The following is a 14,189-nucleotide window of genomic DNA, read 5'->3' as shown; positions in this document are numbered from 1 at the left end:
GTGTGCGGGACTCCGGCTGCTGCCGGATGGTGGGGACATGCGGACGTCCCAGGCGATGAGCGAGGCCGACTTCCGGTCGCTGTACCGGCGCTCGAGGGACACGGCGCCCGGCGGCGGCGCGGGCCGGGGCGCCCTGGAGACGATCACCGAGGCGCAGGTGCTGGCGGCCGTCCGTGAGGTGCGGTCCGGACGTGCGGTGTCGCTCGCGGCACCCGTGAACACGCGTGTCGCACCGGACGACGCCGAACCGGCCGAGCACCGGCTCATCGCTCCGGAAGGCGGCCGCCCTCGTGCGAGCGGCCTGGATTTCGCGCGCGACCGTATCGCCATGAACATTCACGGTGACGTGAACTGCCACCTCGACGCTCTGTGCCACGTCCTCTACGACGGCACGCTGCACGGCGGTCTGCCTGCGGCGGACGTGCTCTCACCGGACGGCGCCGGCGCCCTGTCCGTCGATCTGGCCCGCGACGGCATCGTCGGCCGTGGGGTTCTCCTCGACATCCCCCGGCTGCACGGCGTCCCCTGGCTCGAACCGGGGTCGAACGTGACCGCCGAAGACCTCGCCGCCGCGGAGGCCGAGCAGGGGGTTCGAGTGGGCCGGGGCGACATTCTCCTCGTGCGCGTCGGACACCGCCTGCGGCGCGAGGAACTCGGTCCCTGGGACGTGTCCGGCGCTCGCGCCGGGCTCCATCCGGCCGCCATGGAGTTCCTGGCCGAGCGGGAGGTGTCCGTGCTCGGGAGCGACGGCAACAACGACACGGGCCCCAGCGCCGTGCAGGGGGTCGCGTACCCGGTGCATGTGCTCGCCGTCCACGCGATGGGCCTGCATCTGCTCGACTACCTGCGGCTCGAGGACCTCGCGCCGGTCTGCGCCCGGCAGGGCCGCTGGTCCTTCCTCTGCGTGATCGCCCCGCTCCGGCTGCCCTCGGCCACCGGTTCCCCGGTCAATCCGCTCGCGATCCTGTGACGGGCGCCCGCCTCGGTGATCCACCGCGCCCCGGCTCACCCGAACAGCCCAACTCGCCGGGTAGATCACCCGGAGCTACGTTGGTGAGCGGGGCGGGACGACGGCTGGGGTGAATTTCTCCTTCACCCCGGGCAGGACCGGACAAGGCTCCGAGGGCGGTGGCCTGCATGACCGAAGGGCAGCACTACGACGTCATTGTCATCGGCACCGGTGCGGGCGGTGGCACCATCGCCCACCGGCTGGCGGGGACGGGAAAACGGATCCTCCTTCTGGAACGCGGCGGCTATCTGCCCCGCGAACGTGACAACTGGGACTCGACCGCGGTCTTCGTCAAAGGCAAGTACCGTGCTCCGGAGTTCTGGTTCGACAAGAACGGCAACACATTTCCGCCCGAGGTCAACTACTACGTGGGCGGCAACACCAAGTTCTACGGCGCCGCACTCTTCCGCATGCGCCCGGAGGACTTCGGCGAGATCCGCCATCACGACGGCATCTCGCCCGCCTGGCCGCTGCGCTACGAGGACTTCGAGCCCTACTACACACGGGCCGAACACCTCTACCTCGTGCACGGCCGGCACGGCGAGGACCCCACCGAGGGGCCCACCAGCGCTCAGTACGCCTACCCGCCGGTCCAGCACGAGCCCCGCATCGAGCAGCTCAGCCACGACCTGGAGAAGCAGGGGCTGCACCCCTTCCACCTCCCGATCGGCGTGAATCTCACCCAGGACGACCGGGGCCGGGCCGTCCACACCAGCGTCTGCATCCGCTGCGACCGCGTCGACGGCTTCCCCTGCCTGGTCGGCGCGAAGTCCGACGCCCAGGTCATCTGCGTCGACCCCGCCCTGGAACAGGCCAACGTCGAGATGGTCACCCACGCGGACGTACGGCGCCTCGAGACGGACGCGACCGGCCGGAGTGTCACCAAGGTCGTCGCCACCGTGGGGGACGAAGAGCCCGCCACCGTGGAGTTCAGCGCCGACATCGTGGTCGTGGCCTGCGGCGCCGTCAACTCCGCCGTCCTGCTGCTGCGTTCGGCCGACGACCGGCATCCGCAGGGCCTGGCCAACAGCTCGGACGTCGTGGGCCGGTACTACATGCGGCACAACAACATGGCCCTCATGGCCGTGTCCCGGGAACCGAACGACACCAAGTTCCAGAAGACTCTGGCGCTGCACGACTGGTACCTGGGATCCGACGACTGGGACTACCCCCTGGGCGGGATCCAGATGCTCGGCAAGTCCGACTCCGAGCAGATCCACGGCGAAGCGCCCCGCTGGGCCGGGGCGGTCGCCCCGGACATGCCGTTCGAGGTGCTGGCCCACCACGCGGTCGACTTCTGGCTGTGCGGGGAGGATCTGCCGGTCGCCGAGAACCGCGTCACCCTGGACCGGGACGACGGGATCCACCTGGCCCTCGACGAGAAGAACAACATCGCCGGGCTGGAGCGCCTGCGGCACAAACTGCAGGGTCTTCTCGGCCACTTGGACATGCACGAACATCATCTGCTGCCGCACAGCATCTACCTGCACAAGGGCATGCCCATCGGTGCAACGGCGCACCAGGCGGGCACGGTCCGCTTCGGCAGCGACCCCGCCAGTTCGGCCCTGGACGTCAACTGCAAGGCCCACGACGTCGACAACCTCTACGTCGTCGACACGAGCTTCTTCCCGAGCATCGGAGCGGTCAACCCCTCGCTGACCGCCATAGCCAACGCCCTGCGGGTCGGCGACCACATCGCGGAGCGGCTGCAATGACCTCCCACCCCCCGGCCGACGGCAGCACCCGGCACCGTACGCCACAGGAACGAGCGGCACTCGGCAAGGCGGCCCGTTCCTGCGCACCCCGCTCCAGCCACGCCGAGTTCGCCCCCACAAAGAAGCGGCCCGACCCGGTGGACGTCATCGAGGCGCAGTCGGCGAAGCGGGTGCCCGAGCTCGTACCGATCCGCTACGGAAGGATGACCGAGTCACCTTTCCGCTTCTACCGAGGGGCCGCCGCCATCATGGCCGGGGACCTGGCCGGCACTCCGCGGTCCGGGATCACGGTGCAGCTGTGCGGTGACGCGCACCTGCTGAACTTCCGGCTGCTGGCCTCGCCCGAGCGCCGCCTGATGTTCGACATCAACGACTTCGACGAGACACTGCCCGGCCCGTGGGAGTGGGACCTCAAGCGGCTGTCCGCCAGCTTCGTCATCGCGGGCCGGGCCAACGGCTTCAGCGTGGAGGAGCGCGCCCGCGTCGTACGGGCGACGGTGCGGTCCTACCGCGAGTGGATGCGGGAGTTCGCCGCGATGGGCAATCTTCCCTTGTGGTACGCCCAGTTCGAGGAGCACGGGGTGCAGTCCCGGTTCGTCCAGGACATGAGCGCGCGGGCCCGCGGCATCTGGTCGGAGGCGGTGGCGAAGGCACGCACCCGGGACAGCCTCCAGGCTTACCGCAAGCTCACCCGCGTCGTCGACGGGGAGGTCCGCATCGCGCCGGATCCGCCGCTGATCACGCCGCTCCAGGACCTGCTTCCGGACGCCGAGCGCGGCGCGCTGGAGAAACAGATCCGCCGGCTGCTCGAACGGTATTCGAAGACTCTGCAGTCGGACCGGCGGTTCCTGCTGGAGCAGTACCGGATCGTCGACGTGGCCCGCAAGGTGGTCGGCGTCGGCAGCGTGGGCACCCGTTGCTGGATCGCGCTGCTGCTCGGCAGGGACGGCGAGGACCCGCTGTTCCTGCAGGCCAAGGAGGCCGACGAATCGGTGCTGGCACCCTTCGCCGGTGCCAGTCGCCTCCGGTCGCAGGGCGAGCGCGTGGTCTCCGGCCAGCGGCTCATGCAGGCCACGAGTGACATCTTCCTGGGCTGGGAGCGGGCCGACGGCATCGACGGCCGCCGACGGGACTTCTACGTCCGGCAGTTGCGCGACTGGAAGGGCATCGCCGAGCCCGAGAGCATGCTGCCGCCCGGACTGCAGGCCTTCGGTGAGATGTGCGGTGCCACGCTGGCTCGCGCACACGCGAGGTCGGGCGACCGGATCGCCATCGCCTCGTATCTGGGCAGCGGTGACGTCCTCGACCGGGCGCTCGTGACGTTCGCCGAGCTCTACGCCGACCAGAACGAGAGGGACCACCAGGCACTCGTCGACGCCGTCCGTACGGGACGGGTCACGGCGGCACAGGCCTGAGCAGGGGGCACAGCAAGGAGACCGCCATGGATCGCTACCCGCCCATCGCCGACCACGGGCTCATCGGGGACCTGCAGACCGCGGCTCTGGTGTCGTCACACGGCGTGATCGACTGGTTCGCGGCGCCGCGCTTCGACTCGCCCAGTGTCTTCGCCGCCCTGCTCGACCACGACGGCGGCGGTCACTTCCTGCTCGCGCCGGAGCACCCCGAAGGGACCTGGAAGCAGCTCTACTACCCGGACACCGCCGTCCTGGTGACCCGCTTCATGTCACCCGACGGAGTCGGCGAGATCATCGACTACATGCCGGTCCAGCCGGAACCGAAAGCGACCGACCGGCACCAACTGGTGCGTGTGGCGCGCACGGTGCGCGGCTCCGTGCGATTCGAGCTCGCATGCCGGCCGCGGTTCGACTACGCGCGGGCCGGCCACCGACTCGACCTGACGCCCGAGTGGGCGACGTTCCACGCCCCGGGCGCGACCGCCCACCTTCAGAGCGACATCCCGCTCGAACAGGACGGACAGGACGTCCGGGGCGCCCGCACGCTCAACGCGGGAGAGGCGGCCGCCGTGGTGTTCACCATGTGCCCGCCGGGCGGACAGGCGCCACCACAACCGACCATCGAAAGGATCACCGAAGACGCCTGGGACAACATCAACTTCTGGCATCAGTGGGTGAGCACCTCGCGCTACCGCGGCCGCTGGACGGACATGGTGCACCGCTCCGCCATCACCCTCAAGCTCCTGACCTACGCCCCCACGGGCGCACCCGTCGCCGCCGCCACCATGGGGCTGCCCGAGCAGGTCGGCGGTGAGCGCAACTGGGACTACCGGTACACCTGGGTGCGGGACGGGTCCCTGTCGGTCCGGGCCCTGCTCGATCTCGGCTTCGTGGAGGAGGCGACCCGCTTCATCCACTGGCTCGGCGACCGCCTCCACGCCCAGGAGGGACCGGACGACGAACCCCTGCAGATCATGTACCGGGTCGACGGTGACCCTCAGCTGACGGAGGAGATCCTGGAGCACTTCGAGGGTTACCGCGGCTCCTGCCCGGTCCGGGCCGGCAACGCCGCCTCCGACCAGCTGCAGCTCGACATCTACGGCGAGGCCCTGTACGCCCTGGCCGAGGGCCGTGAGGTCGGCGAGCACGTGGGCTATCACGGGTGGAAGGGCCTTGCGGCCACCTTGGACTGGCTCGCCGACTCCTGGGACCGGCCCGACGAAGGGATCTGGGAGACCCGGGGCGGACGCAAGGACTTCACCTACAGCCGGGTGATGTGCTGGACCGCCTTCGACCGTGGTCTGAAGCTGGCGGCCGAGTTCAGCAGGCCGGCCGACACCGTGCGCTGGACACGCGCCCGGGACGAGATCCTGGAACAGGTCATGCAACGCGGCTGGAACGAGAAGGAGCACGCCCTCGTCCAGTACTACGGAGGCGACGTACTGGACGCGTCCCTTCTGCTCGCCCCCCGTGTCGGATTCCTCTCCCCCCAAAGCCCCGGCTGGCTCGACACCCTGGACGCCATGGACCGTGTCCTCGTCTCCGACAGCCTGGTCTACCGCTACGACCCCAAGGCGTCTCCCGACGGACTGCGCGGTACCGAAGGAACGTTCAGTCTCTGCACGTTCCTGTACGTCGACGCCCTCGCCCGCTCGGGGCGACTCGCCGAGGCCCGCTATGCCTTCGAGAAGATGCAGACCTACGCGAACCACGTCGGCCTGTTCGCCGAGGAGATAGGTCCGAGCGGAGAACAACTCGGCAATTTCCCGCAGGCTTTCACCCATCTGTCCCTCATCGTGGCCGCCACGACGCTCAACGACGCGCTCGACCGGCTCCGGCAGGGACCCCCGGCCCGCTGACGCGCCCGCGAGCCCGCCTCTGATCGGGGGAAGATCCTCAGCCGGTCAGCCCAACGCGGACTCACTCACGGTGCGGCCCCTTTGCCACGGTGTTTGTGTGGCCCTGAACCTCCGGGCCACGGCCCGGCTGATCCGGGACACGGAGTGGAGGAGACAGACATCGTGAGTGCCGCCGAGGGTGCACCGCAGAACGTGATCCCCACAGATCTGCTCAAGGGGCAGAAAGCGCTCGTCACCGGCGCCAACTCCGGGATCGGCCGGGCCACGGCCGTCGCCCTGGGCCGGGCCGGAGCCGACGTGGTCGTGAACTACGTGGCCGGGCGTGAGGACGCCGAGCAGGTGGTCGAGGAGATCACAGCCCTCGGGGTGCGGGCGGCGGCCTACGAGGCGGACGTGTCCGACGAGGGCCAGGTCGTGGCGATGACGGACCGGATGGTCCAGGAGTTCGGCACGATCGACATCCTGGTCGCCAACGCCGGACTGCAACGCGACGCCCCGTTCACCGAGATGACCGTCGCCCAGTGGCAGAAGGTGCTGGACGTCAACCTCACCGGGCAGTTCCTGTGCGCGCGCGAGGCGACGAAGGAGTTCCTCCGGCGCGGCGTCGTGCCCGAGGTCTCGCGTGCGGCCGGAAAGATCATCTGCATGAGTTCGGTGCACCAGATCATCCCGTGGGCGGGGCACGTGAACTACGCCGCCTCCAAGGGCGGCGTCCAGATGATGATGGAGACCCTCGCCCAGGAACTCGCCCCGAAGAAGATCCGGGTGAACGCGGTCGCCCCCGGGGCCATCAAGACCCCCATCAACCGCAGCGCCTGGGAGACCCCGGAAGCCCGGAAGGACCTCCTGCGGCTGATCCCCTACGACCGTATCGGCGATCCCGAGGACATCGCCCACGCGGTCGTCGGCATCGCCTCCGACCTCATGGACTACGTCGTGGGCGCCACCCTCTTCGTGGACGGCGGGATGACCCTGTTCCCCGGCTTCGCCACCGGCGGCTGACCCACCCCGGTTCCCGTCGGCCCACCGAGAGACGCCCATGCACTTCACGGTCACGTTGCTGGCGGACGCGCCGGCGCAGATGCTCCCGGCCAGATCCCAGATGGCCTTCACCCTCGCCGCCCACATCATCCTGGTGCCACTGGGCGTGGCCCTGCCGCTGATCACACTGATCATGCACGGCTACGGGCTGCGCCGCGACGACGAGACCGCCCTGCTGCTGGCGCGCCGCTGGTCGGCGGTGATGGCGGTCCAGTTCGCCATCGGCGTCGTCACCGGCACCGTGCTGTCCTTCGAGTTCGGGCTGCTGTGGCCGGGCATGATGGGCAGGTGGGGCGATGTCTTCGGCATCGGGTTCGGGGTCGAGGCGTGGGCCTTCTTCCTGGAGGCCGTCCTCATCGCCATCTATCTGTACGGCTGGCGAAGGCTTCCCGCCCGCACCCACTTCCTGCTCGGGCTGCCCCTGCCCTTCGCGGCCCTGCTCGGCGCCTTCGGCATCCTGGCCGCCAACTCGTGGATGAACACCCCGCGGGGCTTCACCCTGGACTCCGCCGGCAACCCCGTCGACGTGAAGATCTGGAAGGCGATCTTCACACCCATGTTCGGCCCGGAGTACTGGCACTTCGTCATGGCGATGTTCGTGACGGCGGGCTACGTCGTGGCCGGCGTCTACGCCGTCGGCTGGTTGCGCGGGCGCCGGGACCGGTACCACCGGCTCGGTTTCGCGATCCCCTTCACGCTGGCCGCGGTGTGCACACCGGTGCAGTTCGTGCTCGGCGACTCCATCGCCCGGCAGGTCTTCCACAAGCAGCCGGTGAAGTTCGCGGCCATGGAGATCGTCTGGAAGACCGACACCCATGTACCGGAGTACCTGTTCGGCCGGCTGCACCCGAACGGGACCATCTCCGGCGGCATCAAGATCCCCCAACTCGACTCGATCCTCGCCGGTTTCCGCCCGGACACCAAGGTCACCGGCCTGACGTCGGTGCCGGCCAGTGACCGGCCGACGGCCGCCGAGGCCACCATCACCCACTTCGCGTTCGACGCCATGGTCGGCCTCGGCTCGCTGCTGCTCCTGCTCGCGCTCTGGTACGCCCTGGTGTGGCTGCGTCACCGCCGGCTGCCCGCCTCCCCGTGGTTCTACCGCAGTGCCGCGTGCGCGGGGGCGGCCTCCGTCCTCGCCGTCGAATGCGGCTGGATCACCACCGAGGTGGGACGCCAGCCGTGGATCGTGTACCAGAACATGCGCGTCGCGGACGCGGTCACGTCGACGCGTTCCACCAGCTTGTGGATCATGTTCGGGCTGGTCGTCCTGGTGTACGTCTTCGTCTTCGGGTCGTTCCTGGTGGTGCTGCTGAAGATGGGCGCACGCTGGCGGCTCGCCGACGAGCGGGGCGGACCGCAGGCTCCGAAGGAGGCACCGGAGACGGACACGCCGTACGGGCCGCGCTCCACGGTCGGGCCCGCGGGCACGCCCGGACCCGGAGGCGACGCGACCACCTCGTCCAAGGGGGACCGGACGTGATCGCCGGAGTCATCGCCGTCGTCCTGCTGCTCGGGGTCGCCGCGTACGCCTGCGGTGGCGGCACCGACTACGGAGCCGGATTCTGGGATCTGACCGCCGGCGGAGCGGAACGCGGCAAGCGCCCCCGATGGCTGATCGACCACGCGATGGCTCCGGTGTGGGAGGTCAACAACGTCTGGCTGATCTTCGTGCTGGTCATCATGTGGACGGGCTTTCCCGTGTTCTTCCAGCGGGTGTTCACGGCGATGTGGCTGCCGCTGGCGCTGGCCGCCGTCGGCACCGTGCTCCGCGGGGCGGGCTTCGCCCTGCGCAAGCCCCTGACGAGGCTGGCCGGCCGACGCCTGTACGGTGCCGTGTTCGCCGTCTCCTCGCTGCTTACACCGTTCTTTCTGGGCGCCGCGGCCGGGGGAGTGGCCTCGGGCCGGGTGACCGCGGCTACGACGGCGTCGACGGACGCCTGGGCCAACCCCACCTCACTGCTCTTCGGCCTGCTCGCCATCGCGGCCACGGCGTTGCTCGGGGCCGTGTTCCTGGCCGCCGACGCCCGGCGCTTCTCCGCACCGGACCTCGACGGCTACTTCCGGCGGCGGGCACTGGCGGCACTGGCGGTCGTGGCCGTGCTCGCCGTGATCACCCTGGTCGTCACGCACGGGGACGCCCCTCATGTGTGGCACGGGCTCACCCACGGCGTGGGACTCGTCTTCGTGATCGTGGCAGTACTGGCCACCCTCGCCACCGCGTGGCTGCTCACCCGCCCCTTCGCGGACTGGTCCCGGGTCACGGCCGTCGGGGTGGTGGCGTCGGCCGTCATCGCCTGGGGCATGGCCCAGCGTCCCTACCTGATCCCGACCTCACTCACCGTCGCCGAGGGGGCGGGCGCGCACACCACACTGCGCTGGCTCGGGCTCGTCACCCTCGTCGCCTTCGTGCTGGTCTTCCCCGCGGTCGTCCTGCTGTACTGGCTGGACACCCACGGTGAGCTGGAGGGTCTCACCGACGCCGAGCTGCAGCGCGGCGGGGCAGGCGACGAGGGGTGACCTCGGGTGCGGGCGGCGTTCTCCCCTGGCGATCGGCGTGACAGGCCCGGGGCGCTAGCGCTGCGGTCGCGTGGCGGCACGACGAGCCGCTCGGCGCCACAGATGTCGCTGCAGGCGCAGGGTGATGACGCCCACGGCCACCAGAACGACCACGTTGAGCAAGAGCTGGAACAGCGATCCCCTCGCCTCGTGCCATTGGGCGAAGGCGAGCGAGACGGCGATGTCCGAGGCGGCGGGAATCGTGGTCACGGAGATGAATACACCGAGCAGCGCGCTGGTGCGTGCCTCCGTGAGCGAGACGACTCCGACCACGCCGGCGAGGACGGCGACGACGACCGAGAAGACGTCCGGTGTGTCGATGAGGTGGGAGACGGGTCGCAGGCCCAGGCCGAAGGCGGTGGACTGCAGGTCGGCAGCCCGGGCCAGCAGGGCGAAGACCAGAGTGACCGCGATGGCCAGCAGGAAGCCGGTCGTCAGCGCGCGTGTCCCCTCCCAGACCCTGCGACGGTTACCACGGTCGAGCCCGAGGGCGATGCTGGTGATCGCGTTGTATTCGGGGCCGACCACCATGGCTGCCACGATGAGGATCTGCGAATTGGTCATGATGCCCACCGAGCCGATGAGCCCGGCGATGACCAGGAACAGGTAGAAGGAGGGCGGGTACGTGCCTCCGGCCCGGATGTGGGCCTCGACCGCGGCCCACAGCGGCGCGTGGACGAGCGCGCTCGGCTCGTCGTCCTCGATCCGTTGCGCACGGTGCGAGAACATCAGGTCGACGTCGTCGACGGCGATCGCCCCCGCACGGTCGATCCCCAGCTTGCGCAAGCCGTCCAGCACACCGTTCGCGGCACCCTTCACCACGTCGCACTCGAGTGCGTCACCGTCCGGGAGGTGGGCCGCCTTCACGACCACCAGGTTGAGGACGCGGTCGTGCGAGGCCAGCAGGTCGACGGCCCGCTGGGTGAGCGCGGGCGGCATGACCATGCGGAAGTGGATCAAGTCCATCCGAACCTCCCGTGGGGGCGCGAACTACCGGTGCGGCTCGGCCACTGCGCGCAGCGCCTCCGCCAGCACCTGCTCCCGGTCGCCGGACGCGTCGATGGTGACGCCCGGCTCGTCGGCCTCCAGCGGGTCCAGAATCTCGTACTGGGAGTCGAGCAACTGCGGGGGCATGAAGTGCCCCTTGCGACGGACGATCCGCTCCGCGGCCACGCCACGGGGCAGCGCGAGGTGGACGAACCACAGGTCCGCTCCGGTGCGCCGGAACTGGTCCCGGTACGCGCGTTTGAGCGCGGAACACGTGGCCACACCCCCGTGTCCACCTGCCGCGGTCGTGCGAATCCACTCCGTGAGAGCCGCCAGCCAGGGCTGCCGGTCGGCGTCGTCGAGGGGGTGTCCGGACGCCATCTTGGCGCGGTTGGCAGCGGGGTGGAGGTCGTCGCCCTCCAGGAAGGGCACGCCGAGTCGTTGCGCGAGCTGTCGTCCCACAGTGGACTTGCCGGACGACGTCACACCCATCACGATCACCACGCGTGAACCGCCGGCCACGTCGGTCAACGAGCCTCCCTGAGGTGATGGTGGAACACTGGTGCACATCCACTATCACCCGTCATTCCACGGCATGCTGCATGAGCCAACCTCTGTTCCCCGACCGCAGCCGGCTGTCGCGCCGGCAGTCCGCCCGATGACATCCGCCAGGACCTCGGACACGGTGCGCCTCCTGCTGCCGTTCACTCCGGCCGACCTCGGCGGTCTTCCTCCCGGATGGGATGCGCTCGTGTGGAACGGCACCGGTCGGGCCCCCGGCGGCCGGGCCCTGGGCGCCGTCGAGTTCTTCGTCATCCCGTACACCTTCACCAGTGCGGCGCTGCCCCTGCTGCCGGCGCTGCCGGCCCTGCGCGTGTTGCAGTCCCTGAGCGCGGGCGTCGACGACGTGCTGCCGCACCTGCCCGCCGGAGTCACGCTCTGCAACGCCAGGGACGTCCACTCGACGAGCACGGCCGAACATGCGGTGGCGCTGACGCTCGCCGCACTGCGTGGCATCCCCGACTTCGTCCGCTCCCAGGACGCGCAGACCTGGACCACCGGCTTCCGGCCCGCGCTGGCCGACCGAACGGTTCTGCTGCTCGGCTACGGCTCCATCGGCGCCGCCGTCGAAGCTCGCCTGACGGCGTTCGAGTGCAACGTGGTGCGCGTGGCCCGCACCGCGCGACAGCTGCCCCAAGGGCCGGTGCACTCCATGGACGAGCTGCCGTCCCTGCTCCCGCAGGCCGACGTGGTGGTGCTGACCGTGCCGCTCACGGACGCGACCCGAGGACTGGTCGGCGCGCGGTTCCTGGCGCGGATGAGGGACGGAGCCCTGCTGGTCAACATCGCCCGTGGCCCGGTGGTGGACACCACCGCACTGGTCAGCGCCCTGCGCAGCAGGCGGCTGAGCGCGGCACTCGATGTGACGGACCCGGAGCCGCTGCCGCCGGGGCACCCCCTGTGGACGACTCCCCACACCCTGATCAGCCCTCATGCGGCCGCCACCACCTCCGCGTTCCGCCCCCGGGCGCTGGCGCTGGTCCGTGCCCAGCTGGCCCGGTACACGGCTGGAGAACCCTTGGCCAACGTAGTGGCCGCGTCCCAGGACCAGGGGAGAGACCGACGAGCGTGACACGGCCGGTGTCCTCCTGCTCTGTCACGCGCCCCAGAGCGTGACGTACACCGGGGGCCGGAACCGGGAGGGCGGGACGCCCGCGCCGGGCGCGCGCATGATGCGGGTCGCCGCGGGCGTGTGCAGGAAGTGCAGGAACGCGTCGGTGGCCGGGGAACGATGCTCCGGCTGCAGGACGGTGGCGTGCCACGTGGCGTCCGACGGCGTGGCCGGGGTCCCCAGTACGCGCAGCTCGTCACGGAGGATGCGGGGCGACACCAGATGGGCCAGAGCCGGTGCCACCCCCGCGCCCTCGGCGGCGGCCGCCCAGGTCGCGGCCTGGTTGGGGAACACCCACACGTGTCCCTCGGCCACTCCGAGCCGACGCAGCAGCCGCCCGGAGTCCGCGCCCGGATCGGTCCCGGAGGAATCGACCAGCCACGACCACTGCGGCGGCGGACCGGGCGGCCGCGGCGACCTGGCACCGGTCACCACGACCAGCTGGGTGCGGAACAGCGGCTCGCTGACCAGGTCGCCCCTGCGGGCGGCGCCGGGACACGGCCCGAGCGCGACGTCGGCCAGCCGGTTCTCCACCAGCACGCGTATCTCGTTGCCGGTGGCCACCCCGAACGACGTCTCGGTCCTGCGCCCCGAGCGACAGGCGAAGGCCTCCACGAGCGACGGGAGCACGAACTCGGCCAGCGTGCTCGTGGCGACGACCCGCAGTTCGTCGGGCGCACCCCGGGCCGCCCGCACCGCGGCCTCCGCATCCGCGCTCAGCGCGACCATCCGCGACGCGACGGGCAGCAGCCGCGCCCCGGCGGGCGTCAGGCGCATCCCACCGCCGCCGGTGCGCCGGATGAGCGGATCGCCGAAGTGGGTCCGCAGCGAGGCGAGCGCCTGCGACACCGCGGACTCGCTCACGTCCAGGGCCCGCGCCGCGGCGCCCACCGAACCGAGCCGGGCAACCAGCACGAAGCTGCTGAGCTGCGTGACCGTCACGATCCGATTTTCACGCCTTTGAGGCGATAAGTGAATGCTTATCCACCCATTGCATGGCAGGTACGGAAGAGCGCAGGATCGCTGTAGCAACGGGCACAGCGATCCAGGAGGGCCCGATGCAGGTTCCGGCGGCATTCCAGTACGAGAGGGCCACCAGCCTCGAGCAGGCGATCGAGCTGCTCACACGGTACGGCCCCGAGGCCCGGGTGGTGGCGGGCGGACACAGCCTGCTGCCGATGATGAAGCTGCGGCTGGCCCAGCCCGAGGCCCTGATCGACATCAACGGCCTCGGCGAGCTGGCGTTGATCCGGGTGGACGGGCACGACCTGGCCGTCGGAGCGATGGTCCGGCACGCGGAGCTGCTCGCCTCGCCGGTCGTCGGCGAGCACTTCCCCATCCTGCGGGACGCGGAACGGGTCATCGCCGATCCCCTCGTACGCAACCGCGGCACCGTGGGCGGCTCGCTGTGCCAGGCCGATCCCTCGGAGGACCTGTCCGCGGCGTTCTCGGCACTGCGGGCGACCCTGGTCGCCCAGGGCCCCGGCGGCAGGCGCACCATCGCGATCAGGAAGTTCTTCCTCGGACCGTACGAGACCGCGCTGAACGAGGCGGAGCTTCTGGTGGAGATCCGGGTGCCCATCCGCTCGCACGCCAGCGCCTACCGCAAGGTCGAGCGCCGGGTCGGCGACTGGGCGGTCGTCGCCGCGGGAGCGGTGCTGGAGATCTCCGGCGGAGTCATCACCGAGGCCGGGATCGGCCTGACCGCGGTGGGTGCCCCACGGTTCGTGGCCGAGCAGGCCGAGGACTTCCTGCGCGGCGGACGGCCGGACGACGAGGCCTTCGCCGAGGCGGGCCGGATCACCGCGCAGGAGTGCAGGCCGACGGCCGACCAGCGCGGACCCGTCGACTACAAGCGGCATCTGGCCGGAGAGCTCACCACGCGGGCGCTGCGCGCCGCCGCCGCGCGTGCCCAGGGGCAGGAGGCCTGAC

At 70.5% G+C, this 14,189-nt stretch carries 12 protein-coding genes; 9 read left to right on the top strand and 3 right to left on the bottom strand.

Translation table 11 applies throughout. The annotated features are described in order from the left end of the window. Positions 1-37: 37 nt before the first annotated feature. The 7 genes from ACWC5O_RS03675 to ACWC5O_RS03645 all read left to right on the top strand — a co-directional run bounded on the left by ACWC5O_RS03675 (position 38) and on the right by ACWC5O_RS03645 (position 9,559). A complete protein-coding gene (locus ACWC5O_RS03675; RefSeq protein ID WP_450584710.1) occupies positions 38-970 on the top strand; it encodes a cyclase family protein in 933 nt (310 codons plus the stop codon). A 167-nt stretch (positions 971-1,137) separates the two neighbouring features. Then, complete coding sequence (locus tag ACWC5O_RS03670; RefSeq protein ID WP_450584708.1) at positions 1,138-2,724, top strand: GMC oxidoreductase; 1,587 nt, start codon at positions 1,138-1,140, stop codon at positions 2,722-2,724. Beyond that, positions 2,721-4,139: a DUF2252 domain-containing protein gene (locus tag ACWC5O_RS03665; RefSeq protein WP_450584706.1), complete on the top strand. Its 1,419-nt coding sequence runs from the start codon at positions 2,721-2,723 to the stop codon at positions 4,137-4,139. The genes ACWC5O_RS03670 and ACWC5O_RS03665 overlap by 4 nt, the downstream gene beginning before the upstream one ends. A 26-nt stretch (positions 4,140-4,165) precedes the next feature. Then, on the top strand, positions 4,166-5,998 hold the full coding sequence (locus ACWC5O_RS03660) for a glycoside hydrolase family 15 protein (protein WP_450584704.1): 1,833 nt from the start codon (positions 4,166-4,168) through the stop codon (positions 5,996-5,998). 162 nt (positions 5,999-6,160) lie between these two features. After that, positions 6,161-7,000 (top strand): SDR family oxidoreductase, encoded by an 840-nt coding sequence (locus ACWC5O_RS03655; RefSeq protein WP_450584703.1) that lies wholly within the window; start codon positions 6,161-6,163, stop codon positions 6,998-7,000. Positions 7,001-7,037: 37 nt separating this feature from the next. Then, on the top strand, positions 7,038-8,522 hold the full coding sequence (locus ACWC5O_RS03650) for a cytochrome ubiquinol oxidase subunit I (RefSeq protein ID WP_450584701.1): 1,485 nt from the start codon (positions 7,038-7,040) through the stop codon (positions 8,520-8,522). Continuing rightward, the gene (locus ACWC5O_RS03645) at positions 8,519-9,559 is read left to right on the top strand and encodes a cytochrome d ubiquinol oxidase subunit II (protein ID WP_450584699.1); all 1,041 of its coding nucleotides are present in this window, start codon (positions 8,519-8,521) and stop codon (positions 9,557-9,559) included. The genes ACWC5O_RS03650 and ACWC5O_RS03645 overlap by 4 nt, the downstream gene beginning before the upstream one ends. Positions 9,560-9,613: 54 nt before the next feature. Here the strand turns inward: ACWC5O_RS03645 and ACWC5O_RS03640 are convergent, their stop codons facing one another. Together ACWC5O_RS03640 and ACWC5O_RS03635 are read right to left on the bottom strand one after the other, a co-directional pair. Then, positions 9,614-10,564, bottom strand: coding sequence for a DUF389 domain-containing protein (locus ACWC5O_RS03640; protein WP_450584697.1), 951 nt, complete (start codon positions 10,562-10,564; stop codon positions 9,614-9,616). A gap of 24 nt (positions 10,565-10,588) precedes the next feature. Continuing rightward, the gene (locus tag ACWC5O_RS03635; protein WP_450585067.1) at positions 10,589-11,107 is read right to left on the bottom strand and encodes a gluconokinase; all 519 of its coding nucleotides are present in this window, start codon (positions 11,105-11,107) and stop codon (positions 10,589-10,591) included. Between the two features lie 136 nt (positions 11,108-11,243). On the opposite strand from ACWC5O_RS03635, the gene ACWC5O_RS03630 reads away from it, so the two are divergent. Then, positions 11,244-12,218, top strand: coding sequence for a 2-hydroxyacid dehydrogenase (locus ACWC5O_RS03630; RefSeq protein ID WP_450584695.1), 975 nt, complete (start codon positions 11,244-11,246; stop codon positions 12,216-12,218). Between the two features lie 24 nt (positions 12,219-12,242). Here the strand turns inward: ACWC5O_RS03630 and ACWC5O_RS03625 are convergent, their stop codons facing one another. Then, on the bottom strand, positions 12,243-13,199 hold the full coding sequence (locus tag ACWC5O_RS03625; protein ID WP_450584693.1) for a LysR family transcriptional regulator: 957 nt from the start codon (positions 13,197-13,199) through the stop codon (positions 12,243-12,245). Positions 13,200-13,315: 116 nt separating this feature from the next. Here ACWC5O_RS03625 and ACWC5O_RS03620 point away from each other — a divergent pair, with 116 nt between their 5' ends. Beyond that, positions 13,316-14,188 (top strand): FAD binding domain-containing protein, encoded by an 873-nt coding sequence (locus ACWC5O_RS03620; RefSeq protein WP_450584691.1) that lies wholly within the window; start codon positions 13,316-13,318, stop codon positions 14,186-14,188. Position 14,189: the final 1 nt, after the last annotated feature.

The organism is Streptomyces sp. NPDC001450 (assembly GCF_053597295.1).
Note: the sequence above shows the minus strand (reverse complement) of the source record. Positions and strands in the feature narration are given on the sequence as shown.

What these genes read in the sequence shown, in the direction of transcription:
- ACWC5O_RS03630 (WP_450584695.1), top strand. Translation starts at nt 11,244, where the DNA reads ATGACATCCGCCAGGACCTCGGACACGGTGCGCCTCCTGCTGCCGTTC.
- ACWC5O_RS03650 (WP_450584701.1), top strand. Translation starts at nt 7,038, where the DNA reads ATGCACTTCACGGTCACGTTGCTGGCGGACGCGCCGGCGCAGATGCTC.
- ACWC5O_RS03640 (WP_450584697.1), bottom strand. Translation starts at nt 10,564, where the DNA reads ATGGACTTGATCCACTTCCGCATGGTCATGCCGCCCGCGCTCACCCAG.
- ACWC5O_RS03620 (WP_450584691.1), top strand. Translation starts at nt 13,316, where the DNA reads ATGCAGGTTCCGGCGGCATTCCAGTACGAGAGGGCCACCAGCCTCGAG.
- ACWC5O_RS03660 (WP_450584704.1), top strand. Translation starts at nt 4,166, where the DNA reads ATGGATCGCTACCCGCCCATCGCCGACCACGGGCTCATCGGGGACCTG.
- ACWC5O_RS03670 (WP_450584708.1), top strand. Translation starts at nt 1,138, where the DNA reads ATGACCGAAGGGCAGCACTACGACGTCATTGTCATCGGCACCGGTGCG.
- ACWC5O_RS03665 (WP_450584706.1), top strand. Translation starts at nt 2,721, where the DNA reads ATGACCTCCCACCCCCCGGCCGACGGCAGCACCCGGCACCGTACGCCA.
- ACWC5O_RS03675 (WP_450584710.1), top strand. Translation starts at nt 38, where the DNA reads ATGCGGACGTCCCAGGCGATGAGCGAGGCCGACTTCCGGTCGCTGTAC.